Annotated in this window: 23 protein-coding genes and 1 riboswitch; of the genes, 11 read left to right on the forward strand and 12 right to left on the reverse strand. The window is 46.2% G+C overall.

The annotated features are described in order from the left end of the window. Positions 1 to 9: 9 nt before the first annotated feature. Positions 10 to 660, forward strand: a complete 651-nt coding sequence (locus EXW93_RS13355) for a homing endonuclease associated repeat-containing protein (RefSeq protein ID WP_023469344.1) — start codon at positions 10 to 12, stop codon at positions 658 to 660. A gap of 96 nt (positions 661 to 756) precedes the next feature. On the opposite strand, the gene EXW93_RS13360 is transcribed toward EXW93_RS13355, so the two are convergent. Next, positions 757 to 2,454, reverse strand: coding sequence for a GGDEF domain-containing protein (locus EXW93_RS13360; protein WP_055969073.1), 1,698 nt, complete (start codon positions 2,452 to 2,454; stop codon positions 757 to 759). A gap of 133 nt (positions 2,455 to 2,587) precedes the next feature. Between EXW93_RS13360 and EXW93_RS13365 the strand changes: the two genes are divergently transcribed. Further along, complete coding sequence (locus EXW93_RS13365) at positions 2,588 to 3,196, forward strand: YktB family protein (RefSeq protein ID WP_023469346.1); 609 nt, start codon at positions 2,588 to 2,590, stop codon at positions 3,194 to 3,196. Positions 3,197 to 3,225: 29 nt separating this feature from the next. Here EXW93_RS13365 and EXW93_RS13370 read toward each other — a convergent pair whose 3' ends face one another. From EXW93_RS13370 to EXW93_RS13395, 6 genes are all read right to left on the reverse strand, one after another. After that, the gene (locus EXW93_RS13370; protein WP_023469347.1) at positions 3,226 to 3,735 is read right to left on the reverse strand and encodes a hypothetical protein; all 510 of its coding nucleotides are present in this window, start codon (positions 3,733 to 3,735) and stop codon (positions 3,226 to 3,228) included. Between the two features lie 162 nt (positions 3,736 to 3,897). Continuing rightward, on the reverse strand, positions 3,898 to 4,971 hold the full coding sequence (locus EXW93_RS13375; protein WP_023469348.1) for an ABC transporter substrate-binding protein: 1,074 nt from the start codon (positions 4,969 to 4,971) through the stop codon (positions 3,898 to 3,900). Positions 4,972 to 4,974: 3 nt separating this feature from the next. Further along, a complete protein-coding gene (locus EXW93_RS13380; RefSeq protein ID WP_029342587.1) occupies positions 4,975 to 5,775 on the reverse strand; it encodes an ABC transporter permease in 801 nt (266 codons plus the stop codon). After that, positions 5,775 to 6,584: an ABC transporter permease gene (locus EXW93_RS13385; RefSeq protein WP_029342588.1), complete on the reverse strand. Its 810-nt coding sequence runs from the start codon at positions 6,582 to 6,584 to the stop codon at positions 5,775 to 5,777. The genes EXW93_RS13380 and EXW93_RS13385 overlap by 1 nt, the downstream gene beginning before the upstream one ends. Continuing rightward, complete coding sequence (locus tag EXW93_RS13390) at positions 6,581 to 7,675, reverse strand: ABC transporter ATP-binding protein (protein WP_023469351.1); 1,095 nt, start codon at positions 7,673 to 7,675, stop codon at positions 6,581 to 6,583. Before EXW93_RS13390 ends, EXW93_RS13385 begins: the two co-directional genes overlap by 4 nt. A 13-nt stretch (positions 7,676 to 7,688) precedes the next feature. Continuing rightward, on the reverse strand, positions 7,689 to 8,234 hold the full coding sequence (locus EXW93_RS13395) for a helix-turn-helix domain-containing protein (RefSeq protein WP_023469352.1): 546 nt from the start codon (positions 8,232 to 8,234) through the stop codon (positions 7,689 to 7,691). Between the two features lie 187 nt (positions 8,235 to 8,421). Here EXW93_RS13395 and EXW93_RS13400 point away from each other — a divergent pair, with 187 nt between their 5' ends. The 3 genes from EXW93_RS13400 to EXW93_RS13410 are packed head-to-tail and all read left to right on the forward strand — an operon-like array spanning position 8,422 to position 10,457. After that, complete coding sequence (locus EXW93_RS13400) at positions 8,422 to 9,267, forward strand: DegV family protein (RefSeq protein WP_023469353.1); 846 nt, start codon at positions 8,422 to 8,424, stop codon at positions 9,265 to 9,267. Positions 9,268 to 9,326: 59 nt separating this feature from the next. Further along, positions 9,327 to 10,058: a tryptophan-rich sensory protein gene (locus EXW93_RS13405; RefSeq protein ID WP_023469354.1), complete on the forward strand. Its 732-nt coding sequence runs from the start codon at positions 9,327 to 9,329 to the stop codon at positions 10,056 to 10,058. A gap of 51 nt (positions 10,059 to 10,109) precedes the next feature. Next, positions 10,110 to 10,457: an iron-sulfur cluster biosynthesis family protein gene (locus EXW93_RS13410; protein WP_023469355.1), complete on the forward strand. Its 348-nt coding sequence runs from the start codon at positions 10,110 to 10,112 to the stop codon at positions 10,455 to 10,457. Between the two features lie 230 nt (positions 10,458 to 10,687). Here EXW93_RS13410 and EXW93_RS13415 read toward each other — a convergent pair whose 3' ends face one another. From EXW93_RS13415 to EXW93_RS13425, 3 genes are all read right to left on the reverse strand, one after another. Next, a complete protein-coding gene (locus EXW93_RS13415) occupies positions 10,688 to 12,730 on the reverse strand; it encodes a putative bifunctional diguanylate cyclase/phosphodiesterase (protein ID WP_023469356.1) in 2,043 nt (680 codons plus the stop codon). A gap of 188 nt (positions 12,731 to 12,918) precedes the next feature. After that, on the reverse strand, positions 12,919 to 13,656 hold the full coding sequence (locus tag EXW93_RS13420; RefSeq protein ID WP_035396129.1) for an anti-sigma factor: 738 nt from the start codon (positions 13,654 to 13,656) through the stop codon (positions 12,919 to 12,921). Continuing rightward, the gene (locus EXW93_RS13425; RefSeq protein ID WP_023469358.1) at positions 13,637 to 14,200 is read right to left on the reverse strand and encodes an RNA polymerase sigma factor; all 564 of its coding nucleotides are present in this window, start codon (positions 14,198 to 14,200) and stop codon (positions 13,637 to 13,639) included. Before EXW93_RS13425 ends, EXW93_RS13420 begins: the two co-directional genes overlap by 20 nt. Before the next feature lie 227 nt (positions 14,201 to 14,427). Here EXW93_RS13425 and EXW93_RS13430 point away from each other — a divergent pair, with 227 nt between their 5' ends. Beyond that, positions 14,428 to 14,691 (forward strand): metal-sensitive transcriptional regulator, encoded by a 264-nt coding sequence (locus EXW93_RS13430; RefSeq protein ID WP_058714080.1) that lies wholly within the window; start codon positions 14,428 to 14,430, stop codon positions 14,689 to 14,691. A gap of 93 nt (positions 14,692 to 14,784) precedes the next feature. Here EXW93_RS13430 and EXW93_RS13435 read toward each other — a convergent pair whose 3' ends face one another. Beyond that, entirely contained in the window at positions 14,785 to 16,992 is a 2,208-nt protein-coding gene (locus EXW93_RS13435; protein ID WP_174316571.1) for a phosphodiester glycosidase family protein, read from the reverse strand. 175 nt (positions 16,993 to 17,167) lie between these two features. Between EXW93_RS13435 and EXW93_RS13440 the strand changes: the two genes are divergently transcribed. Together EXW93_RS13440 and EXW93_RS13445 are read left to right on the forward strand one after the other, a co-directional pair. Then, positions 17,168 to 17,974 (forward strand): SMP-30/gluconolactonase/LRE family protein, encoded by an 807-nt coding sequence (locus EXW93_RS13440; protein ID WP_023469361.1) that lies wholly within the window; start codon positions 17,168 to 17,170, stop codon positions 17,972 to 17,974. A gap of 127 nt (positions 17,975 to 18,101) precedes the next feature. After that, positions 18,102 to 18,830 carry an MBL fold metallo-hydrolase gene (locus EXW93_RS13445; protein ID WP_023469362.1) on the forward strand — a complete coding sequence of 243 codons (729 nt, stop codon included), beginning with the start codon at positions 18,102 to 18,104 and terminating at the stop codon, positions 18,828 to 18,830. 74 nt (positions 18,831 to 18,904) lie between these two features. On the opposite strand, the gene EXW93_RS13450 is transcribed toward EXW93_RS13445, so the two are convergent. After that, positions 18,905 to 20,515 (reverse strand): alpha-glucosidase, encoded by a 1,611-nt coding sequence (locus EXW93_RS13450; protein ID WP_174316572.1) that lies wholly within the window; start codon positions 20,513 to 20,515, stop codon positions 18,905 to 18,907. A gap of 148 nt (positions 20,516 to 20,663) precedes the next feature. Between EXW93_RS13450 and EXW93_RS13455 the strand changes: the two genes are divergently transcribed. From EXW93_RS13455 to EXW93_RS13465, 3 genes are all read left to right on the forward strand, one after another. After that, positions 20,664 to 21,851 carry an aminotransferase class I/II-fold pyridoxal phosphate-dependent enzyme gene (locus EXW93_RS13455; protein WP_058264623.1) on the forward strand — a complete coding sequence of 396 codons (1,188 nt, stop codon included), beginning with the start codon at positions 20,664 to 20,666 and terminating at the stop codon, positions 21,849 to 21,851. Between the two features lie 62 nt (positions 21,852 to 21,913). Then, positions 21,914 to 22,019: riboswitch (SAM riboswitch) on the forward strand. Positions 22,020 to 22,103: 84 nt separating this feature from the next. Beyond that, the gene (locus EXW93_RS13460) at positions 22,104 to 23,117 is read left to right on the forward strand and encodes a methionine ABC transporter ATP-binding protein (RefSeq protein ID WP_023469365.1); all 1,014 of its coding nucleotides are present in this window, start codon (positions 22,104 to 22,106) and stop codon (positions 23,115 to 23,117) included. After that, positions 23,107 to 23,772, forward strand: coding sequence for a methionine ABC transporter permease (locus tag EXW93_RS13465; RefSeq protein ID WP_023469366.1), 666 nt, complete (start codon positions 23,107 to 23,109; stop codon positions 23,770 to 23,772). Before EXW93_RS13460 ends, EXW93_RS13465 begins: the two co-directional genes overlap by 11 nt. Positions 23,773 to 23,796 lie beyond the last annotated feature (24 nt).

The raw sequence follows: 23,796 nt of genomic DNA on the forward strand, positions 1-23,796 counted from the left end.
GACTCACTCATGAAGCAACGCGTACTTACAAATCAAAAGAGTTATACGGAAGAACAACTCGAGATGATCGAAGCGATTCGCGCAGTCGGTGAACTCATCCAGGATCGTCCAAGGCGTACAGTCTACCGTCGTTATGCGCTCGTCAATGACTGGCCACAGCCAGAGAATATCGTTCGTCAATTCGGGTCTTGGCCTGAAGCTTTATCTGCAGCAGGTTACGAATGGAATGTAGATCAGCAACCCGAAGAACTCGAGCGGGCGCCGAAGTATACAAAAGATGAGATTTTAAAATCGTTTCATCGCTATGCGCAGGATGTCGGATCGACAATCACCTTGAAAAAGTATCAAATGTGGCGAAAATCCGTTCACCACGCGCCGAGTCACTATCACATCGTTAAGATGTTCGGATCATGGCATGATGCCTGTACGGCAGCAGGTCTTGAAGCCAGCGTGACCTATTCTAAAGCAGAGCTCGCTGCATCGCTTCGTCAAGCCATCGAAGAAGTCGGATTTTCTCTTTCATTTGAAGCCTATCGAGAATGGGCGAAACGGAACAATAAACCCTCGACGAAAGCTCTATTACACCGATACGGCTCTTGGTCGGCTGCGATTCATGCGATTGAAAATGAGATCCGTCTCAACAAACAACAAGCTCAATGAACTCATCCATTCTTCAGTCCTTTCCGATCTTCGAGACGGAAAGGCTTTTTTTCATCAAAAAAAGATGACGTTTCCGCCATCTTTTTTTGGTGTGATTCAAATGACTTTCTCTTTCCATTCATGATACGCTGCGACACGATCGCGTCCTTGGAACTTCGCACCGACATACATCGCACGGTCCGCGTTTCGGATCAAACTGGCTAGATCGCCCAGTTCCTTCAGCGTATCTATCCCTATGCTCGCTGTAATCTCAAGAGTATGACCCTCGACTACTATCGGATTAGCATGCAACGTCTCACGAATTCGTTCTGCCACGATGCGGGCGGACTCTAGATCCGTATTCGGAAGCAAGATGACGAATTCTTCCCCACCATACCGAGCCACGAGATCCGTGATTCGCGTCGCTTGCATCAGCAACTTAGCTACTTCAAATAGGACGACATCGCCGATTTCATGACCGTACGTATCATTGATTTGCTTAAAGTGATCGAGATCGATCATCAATGCGGAGAAAGGATACAGATCGCGTTGTTTGATTCGACGATCCCCCCACTCTTGTAACGCACGATAATTGGGTAATTTCGTCATCGCATCCGTCCGGCTATCAATCAGCAATCGCTCTCGTTCATGTGCGCGCTCTACAGCCCATGACAGGACACGCAACGCGCGATACAACTCGTACCCAAAGTCTTTCGTAAACTCTCCACTGGCTTCAGAGGCAAGTAAGAGTGAGCAATTGATCGTCTCCGTTGCTTCAGGCTGTATGAATAAGACGGATTGAATTTCCTCTGGTAAACAATCATACAATCGAATATCCCACTCCTGTTGCATACCATAGAGTAAAACTTCCTCTTTTTCAATGATTTCCTCTATGACCTTCCCTTCTACATGGTCCGCCTTTAATTTACGCCCATCCTTTAAGGAATAATAGACACTTTGTTGTCCCTCTTCGAAATCGAATTTAATCCATGCAATATCCGGTTTGACGAATTGATTGAGTTGTCGCAGGTATCGTTCGATGATAAATTGCGCGTCACCGTCTTTCCACGCCGCTTCTTTTAAACGTTCAATTTGTTCCCAATGCTCAATTCGGTCCGATGCTTGGACCGAACTACCGAGAGAACGCTTGATGATGAAAAGTGCAAACGCTGCCATTACAAGCCCGCTATTCCCGTTTCCTTGCACGACAAGTGTACTGAAAATACCATAGAGTAGTTCTGCCGTGATGACGACTGCTTCGAAGCGTAGCAGCTGAAACATGACATCACTTGGAATATTTTCACCCAAAAGAAATCGTGAAAGTTGGTATTGCAGCAATAAGACAATCCATAAAATAACGACCATCGCAAGCAACGGGATGATGTTGTCAGTTAATTGAAAGGCATCACCATGCGTCCCACCTAAGAGATTATAAGCTAGACCTGCTGGTACGATTAAGAAAAGTTCTAGCGCCACATTAAACGGATAGTTATGTAGCATCCGTCGTCTTCCGACTGGTGTATGAATCGTACGTAATTGATAAATCAACATGGTGACCTGTCCTACACAAATAGCAGAAAGCATGCCATACGTTAAAAATGTGAACAATACAAAACCAAAATGAAACGTGAAGCTCATATGTCGTCGGCGAACCGGATCGACGACAAAAATAGTGGATAATGCGGCAATCAATAAAAACGTGAACAAGTCGACGCTGAGGCTATAATCCTTAGACTTCGCAAAAAGATCGATGCCAATCACGATTAAGAAAAATACGACCCAGCTTCGAAGGAGATATTGTTGAAAACGGCGCATTCGAACTTCCCCTTCCTGTTTAATCTATTTTTTAAAATTGTAATAAATTGTTAATTCTATTATTCAATTTTTTGAGCAAAATGTCGAACTTGAATCGTTTCATTTGATACACTCATTAAAGAGGTGATCTTTCATGACAAATACGTTTACTCAATATGCTTTTGACACGTTTCACATTGATGGTCTTGATTCACGAATGCATGCCATTCGCGAGCGCATCCAACCGATTTTTCGCGATATCGGACAAGAAATCACGCCCGACTTGACCGTCGCGATCGAAGAGGACATGCACGTCCATATCGCACAACATGCTAGACGCAAAGTAAATCCGCCACAGGATACATGGATGGCTTTTTCACCAGATAAACGCGGCTATAAAAAGCATCCTCACTTCCAAGTCGGACTGTTTGATGACCATCTGTTCATTTGGCTCGCCTATATCTATGAGTTGCCGAACAAACAACAATATGCCTCACAATTACTAAAGCATACGGATTTACTAACCACACTCCCTGAAGACTTCGTCATTTCATATGATCATATGAAAAAAGATGCTGTTCCCGTACACGAGACCGACATCCATTCAGGGTTAGAACGCTTCCATGATGTCAAAAAAGCAGAATTCCTCGTCGGTCGTCACATTTCAGCACAACAAGTGAGCGAATTGACACGCGAGGAGTTGTTAGATGTGATTCGAAATACCTATTCGCATCTCGTACCACTCTATAAAACGATTAAATAAAAAGGATGGCCGAATCGGTCATCCTTTCATTAGTTATATTTTACTAGAATTGACATGACTTGTGTACGGTCAGAGTTTAAATTTAGATAAATGTTGACCTGTTTTGAGGAAACGGTCATGACATTGAACGTTTTATCGAGTTTAGCTGTCGGATAGGCTTGTTTGACTTCCTTGACTGTAACCGTCCGTTTGACTTGTTTCGGATCATAAACGATGGCACTGACTTTCGCTTTTGCATCCTTCACACCATACGTTGAACAGTAGTGAAGGGCACGATCTGCTGAAGCAAGACCATTTCCACTTTGACACCAGTTCGAGCTCTTTTCGCCTTTGTACGCTTTATGTACTTGCGCAAGTGTCGTTTTTTCAAGAACAACTTTTCCATCGAGGGAATGTGCTTGTTTTGCTTGCGTCTGAATTTCTTGAAGCCATTTTACATCAGTTTGTTTTGTTGCTTCGACCGATTGATTATATGAAGTGCCTGACACGATGCTGACAGTGAGTGCGGCAGTTAAGATGATTCCTAAGACTTGTTTCATGCTAATGTCCTCCTCGGCGCCTATATAAAGCGTTGATAATAAACTGATTCCCCTATTTCAAAAAATTATTCAGTTTTTATAGTTTTTTTATGGAAGTTTATTTTTATTTTTTATACATGCAAACAAAAAGAACCTAGTGTCGGCGGGACACTAGGTTCTTCCTCATTTCTTATGCATCTTAAACTCTAGGAACAACTCATTGTAATGTGCGAGCATCTTCTTCCCGAGGTTCTCATAAACTTCAAGTGTATCGGTGACTTGTTTATCAGGATAGAATCGCTCATCGGTCCGAACCGATTTGTCGAGCAGTTTTAAGCCTTCTTTGTTTGGTGTCGAATAACCGACGTAATCCGCATTTTTCGCTGAAACATCTGGACGCAGCATGAAGTTGATGAACTCATGTGCCCCCTCGACGTTTTTCGCGGTCTTCGGAATGACGACATTATCGAACCAGACGTTTGATCCTTCTTTTGGAATGACGTAGTCAAGATTTTCATTCTCGCTCATGATCTCGTTTGCATCACCTGACCAGACGACACCGAGCCCCGCTTCTTCATTCGCGAGCAATAACTTAATCTCGTCTCCGACGATTGCCTTGACGTTTGGTGTCAGGCGCATCAAGTTCGCTTTTGCTTCCTGTAGTTTCGACTCATCCGTTTCATTTAACGAATAACCGAGACTATTCAAGCTCATCCCCATCACTTCACGGGCACCGTCAGCGAGTAGAATCTGATTCTTTAGCTTCGGATCCCAGAGATCCTTCCAGCTCGTCGGTTTCTTCCCATCAATCAAGTCTTTATTGTAGACGATACCGACCGTTCCCCAGAAATACGGAATCGAGTACTTGTTGTTCGGATCGAACGATAAATCTAAAAAGCGCGAATCGATGTTTTTGAGATTCGGGATTTTTTGATGATCGATCGGAACGACGAGCTTCTCATCGATCATCTTCGCAATCGCATAGTCGGACGGAACAGCGATATCGTACGTCGTTCCTCCCTGTTCGATCTTCGTCAGCATTGCTTCGTTTGAATCGAACGTCTGATAGACGACTTTGATGCCGCTCTCCTTCTCAAACTGTTTGATCAGTGCTGGGTCGATGTAATCGCCCCAGTTGTAGATGTTCAGGACATTTTTCCCTGAATACCCTTGTGTCTCATTTAACTGATTCAAGGTGAATAAAATGACACCCGAGATCAGGAAAATCGCAGCAAATAATTGAATCAATTTTTTCAACGGTCATTTCACCTCCGGTCGCGAAAGCTTCGTAGCAGCTCGTTGGTTCAAGAAGTAGTAGCCGATGACGAGTAAGAACGTAAACAAGAAAATGACGGTCGACAAGGCGTTGATCTTCATCGAAATCCCTTGACGGGCAAGTGAGTAGATTTCAACGGACAACGTCGTAAAGCCGTTTCCTGTCACGAAGAACGTCACCGCAAAATCATCCAGTGAGTACGTCAATGCCGTAAAGAAGCCAGCGAAGATCCCCGGTGTGATGTACGGCAAGATGACTTTCGTCAAAACATCCCAACGGCTTGCACCTAAGTCACGCGCTGCATCAACGAGCGTTGGACTCATCTCCTGCAACTTCGGCAGGACGAGAATGACGACGATCGGTACCGAAAACGCGATGTGGGACAGTAGGACTGACGTAAAGCCGAGTTGGATGCCAAGTAGCGTGAAGAAGATCAAGAACGATGCCCCAATGATGACATCCGGACTGACGATCAAGATGCTGTTGAGCGTCAACAACGACGTCTCGACCCGTTTCTTACGGACGGCTTGAATCCCGATCGCTCCGAATACGCCAAGGATCGTCGAGATTGCGGCTGACAACAAGGCGATGACGAGTGTGTTCAAGACGATGATCAACAAGCGTGAATCTTGGAAGACTTCCTTGTACCAATCCCACGTGAACGAATCAAAGTTCGTCATATTGTCAGCGCTGTTGAACGAATAGAATGCCAAGTAGAATATCGGAGCATACAAAATGATGAAGACTCCGATCAGATAAAGATTTGCTAGTTTCAGACGTTTCATCAAGTCGTCGCTCCTTTCTTCCGTTTCGTACTCGTCAAGGCAAGGATGATCGCCATTGCGATGATGAGGAAGACAGCGATCGTCGCTCCCATGCCCCAGTTCTGTGTCACGAGGAACTGCTGTTCAATCGCTGTACCGAGCGTGATGACGCGGTTTCCGGCAATCAGACGCGTAATCATGAACAGCGATAATGCCGGAATGAAGACGAGCTGACAGCCTGACTTCACACCGTCGAGCGTCAACGGGAAGACGACACGCCGGAACGTCGTGAAGTTCGACGCCCCAAGATCACGTGCAGCGAAGACGAGTGACGGACTCAGTTTTTCAATCGCGTTGAAGATCGGCAGGATCATGAACGGAATGAAGATGTAGACCGATACGAAGACGAAACTAAAATCGGTAAAGAGAATCTGTTGTCGTCCAATTCCAATCGCTTCAAGCGTTTGGTTCGCAAGACCATACGTACTGAACAACCCGATGAAGGCATAAGCTTTCAACAACAAGTTGATCCACGTCGGTAAGATGATCAAAAGTAGCCACAGCTGTTTATGCTTCGTTTTCGTCAACAAGTAAGCGGTCGGATAACCGATCAAGAGCGAAAACACCGTAATCAAAAACGCATACCAGAACGAGCTGAGTGTCATCGTCAAATAGGTCGACGTAAAGAAGTTCTGGTAGTTCTCAAATGAGAAGTTGCCGTCCAAATCAAGGAATGAATAGTAGACGACGAGTACGATCGGTGCGATGACGAACAAGGCAATCCAGAATAGATACGGGATGAGATACCAGTTACGTGATTTTTGCATCATAACACCCCGTCGTAGGATTCCAGGCGCTTATCGAATTCTTCTTCCGTCTCGTTCAGTCGCATGACGTGAATCGCTTCCGGATCAAATGTCAGTCCGATCTGCTCACCAACCGTTGCTTTTTTCGTACTGTGGACGAGCCATTCGTTACCGACTTCATCCATACAAGCGATCTCGTAATGCACGCCACGGAAAAGTTGCGAATCGACGGTGACTTGTAGTTTCCCTTGGGTCACGTTCGTGATTTCGAGATCCTCCGGACGGATGACGATCTCGACCGGTTCGTTCAATTCAAGACCACGGTCGACACATTCGAATTCCTTTTCTGCGAACCAGACCCGATAGTCTTCCACCATGCGCCCTGGAATGATGTTCGACTCACCGATGAAGTCCGCGACGAAGCGGTTGATCGGTTCATCATAGATATCCGTCGGTGTGCCCGATTGTTGAATGACACCGTGATTGAGGACGAAGATTTCATCTGACATCGCCAGTGCTTCTTCTTGATCGTGCGTGACGAAGATGAACGTGATGCCAAGACGACGTTGCAAGTCGCGGAGCTCATACTGCATCTCTGTCCGTAATTTCAAGTCGAGCGCTGACAGTGGCTCATCGAGCAAGATGACTTCCGGCTCATTGACGATTGCCCGAGCAATCGCGACACGTTGCCGCTGTCCACCTGACATCTCGGTGATTTCTCGTTTCTCATAACCGGACAAGTTGACGAACTTCAACGCGTCCGTCACACGTTTAGCGATTTCTGCTTCTTTCACCTTCTTGATGCGAAGACCGAAGGCAATGTTCTCGAAAACGTTCAAGTGCGGGAAGAGTGCATAGTCTTGGAAAACCGTATTGACTTGACGTTTGTTCGCCGGTACATCGTTGATCCGTTTTCCGTTGAAGATGATGTCCCCTTCTGTTGCTTCCGAAAAGCCAGCAATCAGTCGTAAGATCGTCGTTTTCCCACAACCCGATGGTCCGAGTAACGTATAGAACTTCCCGCGTTCGATTTCGAAGCTGACTTGGTCGAGGACGGTCTGATCGTCGTATCGTTTCGTAACGTCCTTGAATTGAATGATCGTAGTATCTGCCAATCTAGTTCCTCCTTTATAAGTATGAGTCAGTCGCAGTCACGAGGACCTTCGTCTCTTGTGTTGACTCATTGCGTAGTTGATGGATTTCTGAAGCCTTATAGTAAAGTGTCTCTCCTTGTTTCGCTACAAAAGACTGACGTCCGAGCGTCAGCGTGACGTTTCCTGCGAGCACATAGACGAACGTCTCGGCACCTGATGGTTCATACGTCTTGAATGCTCCCCCTGGCGCGAGTGTGAGCAGGACCGGTTCCATCTCTTTTTCATTCGATTCCGGAATGAGCCACGTGACATGATACCCCTGTTCCTCATCGGCATATGTCGTGACATCCTCTTCCCCATAGACGACTTTTTGATTGAGTGTATCCTCATCAAAGAAATCCTTCGGTGAGATGCCAAGGACTTCGAGGAGATGAAACAGCGTCTCGATCGACGGTGAACTGATTTCCCGTTCGAGTTGCGAGATGTACCCTTTACTCAGGTCTGTTCTTTCCCCTAGTTCCTCTTGCGTCAATCCCTTTTGAAGACGGAGGTTCTTGATTTTTTGACCGATTGAGTACAATCGACGTCCTCCTCTCATCGGCTTAGTTTAGTATAAGATGACTAAAAGTTTACTAATCACGTACCGATTATAGCGTATTTCATTATTTAATCAACTAAAACGTTCGATATTTTTTAATGTTCATTTGACAGCGAGAACGCTTACACCTACAATTAATATCAGGTACTAATTTAAGGAGGAACTTGTTATGCGGATCGCTTGGATCACTGATAGTACAACGATTTTACCGGATACGATCGCTCAGCGCGATGATCTTTCGGTCGTCCCTTTACTTGTCATGAAGGATGGAGAAAGTTTCGTCGATGGTGTCGACGTTGATGCGGAGACCGTCTATAGCTGGATTGACTCAAAACACAAGGTAACGACGAGCCAACCTTCAATCGGAAGCTTCACCGAGCATTATGAACGGTTGAAAGAGGATTACGACGTCGGCTTCGCTGTTCACTTATCGAGCGAATTGAGCGGAACGTACAACGCTTCCGTTCAAGGGGCAGAGATTGCTGGCTTTCGTCTGATTGCGATTGATTCCCGTTGTGGCATTTACCCGGCTGGTCAACTCCTAGCAGAAGCGATCGAACTCGTCGAAGCGGGACACTCGATCGAATCCGTCGAACAGATCATTCTCGAGCGTCGTTTCGATCATCACATTGAATTCACGGTCGCAAACCTCGATCAATTACAAGCAGGTGGACGGATCTCTTCGACGAAGGCATTCGTCGGTAACTTGTTGCAACTTCGTCCGTTGTTCCACTTCGAGGAAGGAAAGATCGTTCCTTATCAAACCGTCCGGACGTTCAAAAAAGCGCATTCGAAGATTTTTGATCACCTTGTCGCAATCATTGAACGGGGACAGGTCACGGATATTTCACTATTCCACGCGACAGCGTATGACCTGGCACTCGAGTGGAAACAACGCCTCGAATCGCAATACGATGTGCGTGTCCGGATCGATGACTTAACACCGGTTCTCGGTTCGCATACAGGAAATCCAGCGATCGGGATGTCCTTTTTGAACCCGACGCGCCGACCGTGATGACTAATGAATTTGATTTTTGGGTAAACCTTCTTTAGAGAATAAAGGAGGTTTTTTGTTTGAAAAATAATAAATGGATTTGGCTCAACTGGGTCGGCTTCATCTTCACGATTGCCGTGAACGCCCTTGATGGTGGAAAGACAGGACGAATCTCTGATTCGATCATCACATTGTTCAAACCGGCTGGGTATGCGTTCTCGATTTGGGGATTAATTTATACGATTCTACTCATCTGGTTGATTTTACAATCGATTCCGAAGTTCAAGGAACACGAACTGGCGAAGAAAATCGGACCGTGGTTCTTGATCAGCTGTCTGTTTAATGCTGGCTGGATCGTTTCCTTCACGTTTGAACTGTTCGTTGTCTCCGTTGTCGTCATCGTTGGTCTCTTGTTGTCCTTGATCGTCATCTACTCAAAAATTGACCGTGAGACGAAAGGATTACGCTTTAAGCTACCGTTCTCACTTTACCTCGGCTGGGTATCGGTCGCGACGATTGCCGACATCTTCCTGACGATCAATGCAGAAGGTGTAACATCTTGGCTTGGAATTGGAGATGCGGGTTGGACGATGATCATACTCGTCGTCGGAGTCATCATCGCTCTTCTCTTCATGTTTGCGAACCGTGATCCGATTTATCCGCTTGTCTTCGTCTGGGCGTATATCGCGATTAATTTCGAGTCCGATAATGGTCTCGTCGATACGACGGTTCTCGGTAGCGTCGTCTTATTGTTAGCTGGTTATATCTTCCTTCTCGTTCGGATGCGCCGCCAAGTCAGCGTGAGCAAGTGACGTTCCTTTCTCATTCAAACGGCGTATAATAAGGGAAAGGAGTGAATGACCATGAACATTACATTTACACCGTCTGCTCAGGAGCGAATCCGCCAATTACGCGGTGAAGTATCCGGTCTACTGCATCTCTATTACGATACAGAGGGTTGTGGTTGCGGAAACTCTGGTATTTTCAGTATTCGCATCGTCGATGAAGCGACATCCGAAGACATGACGATTGATTCAAACGTCGGTCCCGTTCTCGTCAAGCGGTGGTCGAGTCATTTCCTCGATCAAGAAATGACACTCGATTACAACGCGGAGAAAAAAGCGCTCATCCTAAAAAGTGATGGCCAATACTTCAATACGAATGTGCTCGTGACGGATCAAACAGGCTGCGTCCTGACGGTTCGTTCATAAGCGCAAATGAAAAAGGCAACTTCCTTCGTGGAAGTTGCCTTTGTTTGTGTTCGAACAGACAGGTGCTGCGTCGAAAGCTAGATGGTCTGAGTATGATTGAATGTACTAGATGTCTGTCTGCGTCGTGCACGAGCTGGTAATATCCCAGCGCTTTGCGTCCCCCCAGACGTCGCATGCATCATCCTCGCATGCTTATCTAGTATACGAACGAAATTCATGTTTGGATTGCCTTATCCGACATTAAGAACCGTTTCTTCGATCGCTTGCTGATTCAAATCCTTCACATGCATCGGTCTACTATAGTAGTAGCCTTGTCCATAATCACAACCGAGGCGTTTCAAGAAGAGATGCTGTTCGAGCGTTTCGACACCTTCTGCTACGACTTCGATCCCAAGACTCTTCGCAAGCTGGATGATCATTTCCGTAATCGCTGTTCCCCGTTCGTCATGTGGGACTTCATCGATGAACGACTTGTCAATCTTTAAGATATCGATCGGCAAATGCTTCAAGTGCGTTAGCGACGATAGACCCGTTCCAAAATCATCGAGAGCGATTGTCAGACTAAGCTGTTTCAATTCACCAAGCATCGTCATCGCCCGGTCCAGATTCTCCATAACGGACGTTTCCGTTATTTCGAGTTGTAGTTGCAATTCACTTCCGTTCTTCAAGGAATGATGAACGATTTCTTTAATCATCATATTATGCGACTCCGATCGGAAATGCATCGCGGATAAGTTCACCGAGACTTGGCGAATGAAATAATCTTCTTTCTTCCAAATCTCCATCTGTGCAACGGTCTCCTTCAACACCCACTCGGTCAAACGATGAATTAAACTATACTTTTCAGCAAGTGGAATGAATTCCGCCGGTGAGATGAAACCGAACTTCGGATGATTCCAGCGAATTAGAACTTCCGCCTGATCCACCTTGCCTGTCGCGAGTGCGATCTTCGGTTGGTAGACGAGAGCGAACTCCTTGAAATCCGTCATCGCCCGGCGTAAGGAACCGACGATCAATTGCTCTCTTTTGTCGGAATGCAGGGAATCATCGTACACGATGAATCGATCTCTTCCTTCGTTTTTGCCGACCCGGAGAGCACTTTCCATTTGACCAATTCGCATTTCTAACGTTTCTCCCATATCCGGTAAGATGACACCCATCGTTGCTGTCAAGTGGATTGGTTGATCATCTAAGTGAATCGGTTGTCGAATATCTTCTAAAATTTGTTCGAAAGTACGAAGTAATGCATCAGTAGGTACTTTTTTGATAAGAAAAAACTGCGTTCCATTATAACGAATACATGCTTCATCTTCCGATAAGGACGCACGCATCCGATCTGCAAACTCACGAATGACGGCATCTCCTTTATCAAAACCAAACGTATCATTGACCCATTTGTACCCGTCCAGGTCAAGTATAGCCATCGCCATCTCGTCTTTAGACTTTCCGTAATGCGCATCTACTTTTATCATATGGTGATCTAACCATCTACGATTATGCAAACCGGTCAAATGATCAGTATATGCCATCATCTGTAAGGCACGTCGTTCTAAATGAATATAGAGTCCAGCGATTAAGATCAAAATCAAAAATACCGGAATGGCTACATCGTTTAAAATATTCGATGTAATAGGACCATCACCAATACGTCCTGCTTGATCAATCGGGATACAAAAAGATGTTCCTAACATACCTACATAATGCATGGAAGAGATAGCAAAGCCCATTACAATCGCAATGGGAATAAGAATTCTTTTCTTATCAACATGTCGTAGACGATGTAAGAGTAACAAGGCAACATATGCTACAGTGATCGCAATTAGGATGGATAGAGCGAACAACCCTGTTTCATAACGAATCGCGCCACCAAAATCCATTGCCATCATCCCAAGATAATGCATCATCGCAATACCTACGCCCATCAAAGAACCTGCTAAAATGACTTTGTTTCGTGTAATCGCTGATGAGTAGAGTAGATAAAAGGCGATGAAGGCAGCTAAAATAGCTGGAATGACGGATAAGAACATTAAAATCCAGTCATAACGAACCGTAACGGGTAAAGCGAAAGCACCCATACCGACGAAATGCATCCCCCAAATCGATAGTCCCATCGTCAAAGAAGATAAGAATAACGCTCGTTTTTTCAAAGAAGTCGCCTTAGCCAAACGTCGATTTAATTCAAGCGATCCATACGATCCAATGATCGCGACGAGTACCGACAGTACAACTAAGCCCACTTCATAGTGCTTTGTTAAAATAATCCATTCATTCATTGTATGTGGCCTCTCCTTATAGAACTGACTTTCTTCTTAGTATCGACGGTTATGAAGTATATTTTCAGTCGAAACTTGCATTTCATGCGATTTAATTGATATTTTCTACTTTTTAGTCTTTTTTTCTTAATGTAAAACGCACAAAAAAAACGAATTCGTCGTAGACGAATCCGTTCGTATTTTTTAAGTTAAAGTGCAACTGAGGCCACGATTTCTCCCGTAGGTTTCGCTAAATCCGGCTCGGGTTCGACAGTGATTGCTACAGCATCGACGTCACCATTACCTTTGAGTTGAAATACCGCTGCTGCTTCGCCGTCTTTTTCAATAATACCGTTCGCAGTCGGTGTCTCACCTTTGATGGTCCATAATTGATACAATTCTCCTTTTTTCAATGGAGGCAGATCTTTCAATTGAACGAGCATATACGACTTATCGTTTTGTGTAAATACCATGCTTGATCCCTTGATCGACTCGTTGCTTTCAAAGTTTCCCATTCCTTTAATTTCATCCATCGCCAGTGTTTCCGGTGTATCTGTACTTTCTTCCTGTGACAAAAAGTAGGCATTCGCACCAAGTGAAAGAATAAGGGCGGCAGCAATGCTCATCAACCAGCCAAGTGGGACACTCTTTTTCTTCGTTTGTTGCTGACGTGCTTGTTTAATGTCTACTGGAGTAGTCATCGGTTCTTCTTTAGGAGACTCCGTCTCTGTTGAACCAAGAACTTCTCCAAGAATACGTGCTTTCATTCCTACAGGAACAGGACGCTCCGGAAGCGATTCAGCGATGGGAAGCATGAGTTCTTCCATTTCTAAAAGTGCTTCGCGACATTCTTCGCACGTCGCAAGATGCGCTTCGAACGCGTCGCGATCTGCTGAAGAGAGTGTTCCATTGAAGTAATTGATCAAGTCATGACAACGTTCTTCCATCTCGTTCCCTCCCATCTAATCGTTTTCTTAATGCTTGAATCGCACTTCTGATACGTGTTTTGACTGTTCCGAGTGGTAAGTCAAGTTGATCTGCGATTTGTTGTTGAGTTAGTCCCTGAAAATAGACTAGTTCGATCAAATCCTGTTGTTCTGATTTTAGTTCACTTACGGCGCCCCGCACTTCCGCTGCAGTTTCGCGTTGCATGACGGTCCGCTCAACAGGTTCATCATATCCGCCATCTCGTTCTTCAACTTCAATCGTCGGTTGTCGTTTTTCACGACGTAAACAATCAAGAGCCGCATTACGCGTGATCGTCAAAATCCAAGATGAAAACTTTCCTTTTTGTGTATCAAAATCAACACGACCATTCCAAATTTTCATCCATACTTCTTGAATGACTTCTTCAGACAATCGATCATTATTCGTAAAGCGATAGGCGAATGAAAATAACAATCGCTCGTACTTCTCATACAAAGTCTCGAGTGCCTGTTCATCACCGCTACGCATCAGATGATAAAGCGATTCATCGGATTGAGTATGCATCCTTTTCCTCCTCCTGATATCAGCTTCATCATATAGTATACGAGAGCTAACACCAAATCGTTTTAGTTTTCATCAATTTTCTAAGTAAATTCCTCACCACATCCATATTCCCTGATTTCAAGAAAAGTATATCTTAAAATTCGATAGAATTGACAGTAATACCGTTATGGGCATAGCATAAAGGTATTACTCAGACGTTAGTTCTACTATGAAACGGAGGAACATATATGGATTATGATCGCAAAATGAAAAATCGCGTCAGCCGAATCGAAGGGCAATTACGTGGTATCCTTCGTATGATGGAAGAAGGGCAAGACTGTCGAGATGTCATTACTCAACTTTCCGCTGCTCGCTCCGCGATTGATCGTACGATTGGTGTCGTCGTAAGCTCCAATTTAATTGAGTGCGTAAGAGACGCCGAACAAAATGGTGACGGTCAGACAGAAGAGCTTGTGAAGGAAGCTGTAAATCTTCTTGTCAAAAGTCGCTAATTACTATAAACCACCCGTCAGAGTAATTTTTATCTGATAAAAAAAACAGGGTCAAGATTTCATTGAAATCCGATTCCCTGTTTTTTTTTAGGTTTAGTATAAAACTTTGAGTTGATCCAAGTACACCTTACTCTTAATGGTTGTTCCTTTTTTCAATGTATCCGTTTCAACAAAATACAACGATTCGATTTTAAGAGGTGTTGGCCACGTCGGATCGAGTGTCGCTTGTACCGTTTTAAATCCTTTCCAATCTACCTTCTTGACGAAATCCACGACATGTCGATTTCCTGCAGCATCTTTGACTTCTGAGCGAAGCCAAGGCGCGCGTCCATCTCCATACACATCCATCGTCAATGCACGGGCAGGAGAAGGAATGATCCATGATGCTTTTTTAATGTACATGGCTCCGTTTTGTTTCTTCCACCCTGAATAATCATATGTCATTTCAAGCGATTGTTTGCCACTGGATTTCTGTAAGGAACTGAGACGGACAGTATAACTCGAAACATAAGGAGATTTCGCTTCGTAGACTCCCTGTTCGAAGGAATCGATGACTTCCTCTTTTTTCATAGCAGAGACGGTGACCGGTAGTCGAACCGTCTTCCCTCCAGATGAGACAGTTAGTTCTGTCTTCCCGATTTTCTTTGCAAGAATATTCCCTTTTGTAATCGATGCGGTAGCTCCGTTTGCAACCTGGTAATTGAGTTGCGAAGCAGGGATTACGACACGTCGTCCGTTTAGCCATCCTTCTGATGAAATCGCGAGGCGTTGTCCTACTTTCAACAAGATCGGACGCCCTCCATTGACTGTAAGACCGGTCAAGCGATTCGTGACTGGAATCGATACGGTTCGTTTAGCACGATCAACTTGCATCGTACCTGTCCATTTTCCAGGAGTCAGCGGTGCCGTGACTTGTAAGCCTTTGACACCTGTCCCTTTCCAAATAATCGATTTCTTCGTTGCATCTACAGGCTGTCCATTTGCATCCGTCAGCTTTAATCCAAATCCACCTTTTTCACCTACATATAATTCTTTAGGGGCAGTCAATAAAATCGTCGTCGCTACATTCGATGGAACATAATGAGTGGCTAATATTAAACCGTTCGTAATAGAGCGACTTCTTCCATCTGCCGGTACATTCGTTGTTTTAGGTAAAAACTCTCCAGCGCGTCTGACCATTATCTCTGTCGATCCCCCACCATCAAATGCGAGGGCCGACGTTACACCTAAACGCTTCATTTGCTCTACTGCCTCAAGCATCGTAATCCCTTTTGAATCAAGACGAGCTTGGTCCACCGTAATGATTTGAACTGTCCCGTTTGATGTTGTACCGATGAGTGTCCGCGCCTTACGAGCGAGCATCAAAAAGCGGTCATGGTTCAATGCTAGGCTGTCTAAACTATATCCAACTCCATTTTGAATCAACCAGTTATATCCAGATACAGCTTCTTGAATATCGTTACGCATTTGAAGATTCGATAATTGAACTAGATTTAATTGTGTTGATAACAGACCATTTGACTTTTCTTCTGCTGCTTTCACAAGTGCGAGTAGTGCCGCTTTTTGTTTTCCGAGACCGACGAGGACAACTCCAGCATCGGGTAAGCGAATTTCTTTACGGAATGTCGTATCTACCGATTCAACGGTCCATTGATAGTTCTTCCCGAGTGTAAACGCCGATGTCGCTGTTCCTTTTAAATAGACGATAGCAATTTCTTTTTTCATCGCTTCTGACGGCTCAATTAGCTTCAGCATTTTTGAAGCATGATGAGCTGAACTAAAGATACCGATTCGATTCGCTAAGTTCTCGTTACGGTTAACTGAGTGGATCGTTACCCGCTTCGTATCAGTCGTCGCAGATCCGATGATACCGAACGACCCGATCTCTGGTTTCCCTTGTCCGTTGATCATGAATGATGGGAATTTTGTCGCAGAATCTTTTACACTATGACTAACCAGTACTTGATTTTGCTGAATTTGAAGTCCAATCGGTAACCCCGAAGCTACTCGATACATATCGGCATTGATCGCTGTTACGACACGCCCCCCGCTCGCTGTCACGCGACTAACTTGAGAAGGTAAAGATTCTGTTGCTAATACACGATCTCGTCCTTTCGTCGTCATCCAGTAGTTACCGGTATCGGGCTGAACCGTTATATGTCGAAATAACTGTGGTGTACCCGAAAGTGTTTCTGATTTTGTCGTATAGGTCACACCTTTTGAAATCGTTTCTGCCTGAGTGGTAGAGACAGATTGAAAAAGACAAAAAGTTGTTAATAAAATACAAATTTTCTTGAACATAACACACCTCCGTTATATATTATGCCTTTTTTAGTAAATAAATGACATAATTAATTTAGGAGAGGTTTATTTTTATTCATAACAGGTATAGAAAGTAGTTAACTGATTCCTTTTAAGCCACATATGTTGCAATCAACATATGAATCTATTCATACATGATGTAGGAGGCCTTTTCATGAGTGTATCTGTATTTATTGATGTCGCGTGTAAGACAGGTGAATCTCCTGTCTACGATGCGAAAACAAAACGCTTTTATTTTGTCGACATTCCGAATCAACTTCTTTTTTCATATGACCTTGCCACAGAAGCACTCAAGCCGTACACGTTACCAAGCGCCATCACATCAATTGCCTTGACGGACGCTCCAGACTTATTACGTGTCACGGCTGAACACGGATTTGGGACGTTTGATCTCAAGGAAGGTCATCTGTCTCTTGAGCATCAACTGTCACTGCCCGATTCTGACCGAATGAATGACGGAAAGCTCGATCCGACTGGACAATATGTCGCTGGTAGCATTAATGAAGAAGACGGTAAGACTGCTGGATTGTTCCGTCTGCGTCATGACGGTTCCATCGATGTCTTGCACGAAGACTTGACGAACTCGAATGGACTCGTCTGGTCAGAAGATGGCAAGACGCTCTATCACATCGATACACCGACAAAAAAAGTCTATGCCTTTGACTACGCTCCGGACGCACCACTTTCCAATAAACGTGTCGCCGTTGACCTTGAAGAAGAAGAAGGGTTCCCGGATGGTATGACGAAGGACGCGGAAGGTCATGCTTGGATCGCGCATTATGCTGGATCATGCATCACCCGTTGGAATCTTGCGACTGGTGAAAAACTCGATCATGTCGACTTCCCTGTTTCGAATCCGACGTGCCCGATTTTCTATGAAGATCGATTGCTCGTCACGACGGCTGCCGACGGAGATGATGCACCACATGCCGGTGCCGTCTTCGCTGTGACATTTGAATGATTCATAGAAGAGGGATCATCTTTTTACAGGTGATGCCTCTTTTTCCACATAATGCGTCTAGACGCATCTAAAAAAACAGACGATACTAAAGAAGAAGACTATTCATTTTTTTGAAGGAGTGAAGCCGATGCGTGTCACGACAATCGAACGTTTACACCAACTGCAGACGACCCCATCCTTTTTCCCGGTCAACTGCTACCTGTTTGAAGAAGCAGACAGTTTGACATTGATTGATGCCGGCCTCGGGATCAACGCAAAGGCGCTCTATCACTATATTCGAAAGCAAGAGAAACCGCTTGGTGCAATCATCCTGACTCATGCGCATGCCGATCATGTCGGTTCGCTTGATTTCCTTGCGAACGCCTTTCCTCTCGCTCAAGTCTGTATCAGTTATCGCGATGCTGCATTGCTCAGTGGGGACGAGACGCTACGCGAAGGCGAAACGACACCTTTAAAAGGTGGTATTCCGAAAAACATCAAAACACGTCCGGATCGCTTGCTCGAGAGTGGTCAACAAGTCGGAAGTCTCAGTGTCATTGCCTCACCCGGTCATACACCTGGTTCGATCTCACTTTGGCATGAAGGAAGCCGGACGTTGATCGCCGGAGATGCTTTTCAGACGCAAGGAGGACTCGCCGTCTCCGGTGACGTCCGCTGGCAATTCCCGTTCCCTGCACTCGCAACATGGGATCCGGACGTCGCCCTTCGCTCGGCTGATCAACTGACGGAACTGTCTCCGGATATACTCGCTGTCGGACATGGTCCGCTCTTTCTCGGACCGAGTTATGAGATGCGCCAAGCCGTCGATCGATTCTCTCACGTCTTACAGACGAAAAAAACATCACCTTTCAAGTAATGTACGCATATGAAAAAACATCCGCGAACGTGTTCCTGACATGTCCGCGGATGTTTTTCTTTTCAACAGACGACTCACGTCTGTTCTGTAACAGCATAACGATAGACGCGTGCTTCGTAAGGACGCAAGATATCCGGGCTATCCGGATAGTTTGATATGAGCAACTTTTCCTGTGGTAAGACGAGGGCGGTCTGCATCGGTTCATCATGTACGTTGAGGACGATCCGCCAGACTTCTCCCTCTAATTCCCGCTCATAGATATAGAGATACGGATCATGAAGCGCTAAGTCTCGGTATGTACCGTAGACCATAATCGGATGATCCTTTCGCATCTGAATCAGCGACTTGTAAAAAGCAAGCACGGACGATGGATCTGCTTCTGCTTGCGCGACATTGATGTCCGTATAATTCGGATTGACCGCTAACCATGGTTTACCACTCGTAAAGCCAGCTGCATGTGTATCGTCCCACTGCATCGGTGTACGGGAATTATCGCGCGCAAGTAACTGCATCGATGAGAGCACGACCTCTGGGTCCTCTCCGCCAGCGACGCGCTCCGCGTATCGATTTCGAAAGGCGACGTCCTGATAAAGCGACGGATCCGAGAAGCGAATCCCCGTCATCCCGATCTCTTCTCCTTGATACACGTATGGAATGCCCGGTAACGTATGCAACATCAAACCGAGTAGTTTCGCACTCTCAACCCGGTATCGTTCACTGCCGAAGCGCGTCACTTGTCGTGTATGATCATGGTTGTTGAGGAACTGTGAATTGACACCTAATGGGTATAAGACGTCGTACCAGCGTTTTTGAATCTCCTTGAATCGTAAGAGATCCATCGCTTCCATGTCGTCCGCGATTTCGAAGTGAAACAGTGTCCGGAGTTCTTTTCGTTCGTCACTGACATATAACAGTCCATCTTCTGGACCGACGAACGGAATCTCACCAACTGTAAACAAGTCTTTACCAGCGAGAACATTCGCATGCATCTCCTGCAAGAAGTCATGCACACCTGGCTGATTCCCAAGGTACGAGAGATCAAACGGATTGGCGACATCCTCGAACGACCGTTTTTTGATCAAGTTGATGACATCCATCCGGAAGCCGTCGATCCCTTGAGCAATCCACCAGTTCATCATATCGTAGATTGCTTGCCTCACAGCTGGGTGCTCCCAGTTCAAGTCCGGTTGTTCTTTGGCGAAGGAATGAAAATAATACTGCCCGCGCTCTTCACTCCACGTCCACGGACTTGGCGCAAAGTACGAGCGCCAGTTGTTCGGAGGCGTCTCTTTCGTGCCGTCTTTCCAGATGTACCAGTCATCCTTATCGTTGATCCGCTCACATGACTGACGGAACCAGGCATGCTGGTCACTCGTATGGTTCACGACTAAATCGAGAATGATCTTTAATCCACGGGCATGAGCAGCCGTGATCAACTCCTGGAGATCTCCCATCGTTCCCGCTTTTTTCATGATCTCGTAATAATCGGCAATATCATAGCCGTTATCGACGTCCGGGGAACGATAACATGGATTCAGCCACACGACATCGACACCAAGTGAAGCGATGTAATCAAGCTTCTCGATGACACCTCTTAAATCACCGATCCCATCCCCGTTCGAATCTTTAAAGCTACGCCAGTAGACTTGATAGACGACTGCCTCTTTCCAGTTAGCTCGCTTCATCTTCCCACTCCTCTCCCTACTCTTTATTCCCGCTCCACTTATCTGTACCTGTTTATCCGACAATTTTTTTAAATTTCGAAAAAGTTCTTTTCTTTTGATTGAATATTCGTTATCCTTGACGACAATACCACGAAGGAGGCATTCATCCATGAAACATTTCGCTCCATCCATCGCCATTGATCGGCTTCCTGCTCCCGTCTTCGCTGAACTTGCGAACCGAATCGGTGCTGTAAAAGCTGCCGGACATGATGTCATCACACTTGGTCAAGGAACACCCGACCAAACGACGCCTGTACATATTCTCGATGCCTTAAAACAAGCCATCGACGAGCCAACGAACCTTCAATATCCACCATTTCGTGGACATGATTTTCTAAAACAAGCTGTCGCAAACTTTTACGCGACTGAATTCGGTGTCACGATCGATCCGGCAACGGAAGTCGCGATTCTCCTCGGCAGTAAAGCCGGAATCGTCGCCTTACCGCAGACGATCGTCAACCCTGGAGAAGGTGTCATCGTCCCGGATCCAGGATACCCGGATTACCTGTCTGGTGCAGCACTTGCTGGCGCTTACCCGATTACGCTTCCGTTGCTCGAGAAAAATGATTTCTTGCCGGATTATGACTTACTTGATACGACGGACGTTGAGCGTGCCCGGATGTTGTTCCTCAACTACCCGAGTAATCCGACGGGTGCGACCGCGACGGCAGAAGCCTTCGAACAGACAGTCGCTTTCGCCGATGCCCATGATATCTGTGTCGTTCATGACTTAGCATACGGCGGTATCAGTTTCGATGGTCCGACGCGAAGTTTCTTGCAGACGGAAGGTGCAAAAGACGTCGGGATCGAATTGTTCTCACTCTCGAAACGCTTCAACATGTCCGGCTTCCGGATTGCCTTTGCCATCGGAAATCCGTCCGTCATCTCAAGCATCGAAACGTACCAAGAACATCTCTACGTCAGTGCCTTCACACCGATTCAGCATGCGGCGACCGTCGCCCTCACGAGTGACCAGACGTGCGTCCGTGAGTTAAGTCGCTTGTATGAAACACGACGCGATGCGTTGTTCGCAAAACTCGATGCAATCGGCTGGAGTGGACCACGACCGGGCGGTTCCTTCTTCGTCTGGCTTCCTGTTCCGGAAGGTTATACGTCCCAAAGCTTCACCGATCATCTACTTGACGAAGCACATGTCGCTGTGACCCCTGGATCCTTCTTCGGCGAATACGGTGAAGGCTACGTCCGGATCAGCTTGATTGCTGACGTTGAACGTCTAGAAGAAGCCGTCGATCGAATCGGAACGCTCAACCTGTTCCGGACACCTGTTGCGGAATAATTCTGAAAAAACATTTGACAGATGGGAATCATTTCCGTTAAAGTAAGTCCCAACAGCATAACTACTTATCGAGAGCGACCGAGGGATTAGGCCCAACGACGTCCGGCAACCACCTGTAAGGAACGGTGCCACATCCTACAGAATGATTTTCATTCTGAGAGATAAGTTACGAAATCTTACACTTTCGTCGCTTTTTTCTGGTTGCTCCGCTACTAGGAAAAAGCGACTTTTTTTGTATGAGGAGATGAGCGGATGATTGAATTCAAACACATTACAAAACGGTTCGTCCGAGACCGGACCCCGATTTTTGCCTTACGGGATGTCGATTTGACGATCCAAAAAGGAGAAATCTTCGGAATCATTGGCGAGTCTGGTGCCGGTAAAAGTACGTTGCTTCGCCTAATCAATGGGCTCGAGCATCCGACACAAGGAACCGTCAAGGTCGACGGTGTCTCGCTTGGCGGGATGTCAAAAGCAGATTTGCGTCAACTTCGCTTGCGGACAGGAATGATCTTTCAGCATTTCCAATTGATCCAGTCGCGCAACGTCGCGGATAACATCGCTTTTGCGCTCAAGGCCGCTGGCGTCAAACGAGCAGATTTCCCGGAGCGGATTCGTGAACTCGTCTCGCTCGTCGGACTTGAAGGATTTGAGACGAACTTCCCGAGTCAATTAAGCGGTGGGCAGAAACAGCGCGTCGGGATTGCCCGGGCACTCGCAAACAATCCGACCGTCTTGTTATGTGATGAAGCGACATCCGCTCTTGACCCCGTTACGACACTACAGATCCTTGAACTGCTGAAGGATTTGAATGAACGACTCGGGTTGACGATCGTCCTCATCACGCATGAGATTGATGTCGTCAAACAGATTTGCCATCGTGTCGCGGTCATGTCACAAGGTGAAGTCGTTGAAGTCGCCTCAACCTATGACTTGTTCAGTCAAGCTAAGCATCCGGTGACGCAACATTATGTCGATACGGCACTACAAATCGAATTGCCGGAACGCATTTTACAGGCAACCCCAGGCAAGATCATCCGCTTGCAGTTCACGGGCGAAAAGACCGGTGAGAGTACGTTATCAGAAGCGATCCGCCGTTACGATATCTCAGTCAGCATCTTGCACGGCAAGGTCGACTACATTCAAGACGTCGCCTTCGGTGTCCTCATTGTCAGCTTGACGGGATCATCCAATCAAATCGCTCTTGCCCTCGACTGGCTCGCGACGGAACTTCATGCACTCGAGGTGATTCAGGATGTGGCTTGATCGTATTCAAACGATGTTACCTGAGCTCTTGAAGGCACTCGGCGAGACAGCATGGATGGTCGGAATTTCACTTGCTTTCGCATTGGTCGTCGGGATTCCGCTCGGAATTCTCTTGTTCGTCACCGACCGCGGATTATTTTTTCAAAACCTTGCCGTCCGCCGTGTTCTTGACTTCGTCGTCAACATCGTCCGGTCGCTACCGTTCATTATCTTGTTGGTCGCCCTCATTCCGTTGACGAAGTTCTTACTCGACAATACGATCGGTCCGACGGCAGCATCTGTCAGTCTCAGTGTCGCAGCGATTCCGTTTCTCGCGCGACTCGTCGAAACATCACTCCGTGAAATTCCGCCTGGTCTAATCGAAGCAGCGGAAGCCTGTGGGGCGAAACCATTGCGGATCATCGTCAGTGTCCTCTTACCGGAAGCACTCCCTGGCATCATTCAGGGCATCACATTAACGACGATCAGCTTGATTGGCTTCTCAGCGATGGCTGGTATCGTCGGCGGCGGTGGTGTCGGTGACCTCGCGATCCGTTTCGGTTACTATCGCTACGATAATCTCATCATGATCGTGACGATCGTCGTGCTCATCGTCATCGTTCAAAGTATTCAAGCACTTGGCAATCAACTGGCGCGAAAAACAGATAAACGCTAATCACACATACAAAGGGAGAGTGGA

Source organism: Exiguobacterium sp. JMULE1 (assembly GCF_013337175.1).
GTDB lineage: Bacteria > Bacillota > Bacilli > Exiguobacteriales > Exiguobacteriaceae > Exiguobacterium_A > Exiguobacterium_A indicum.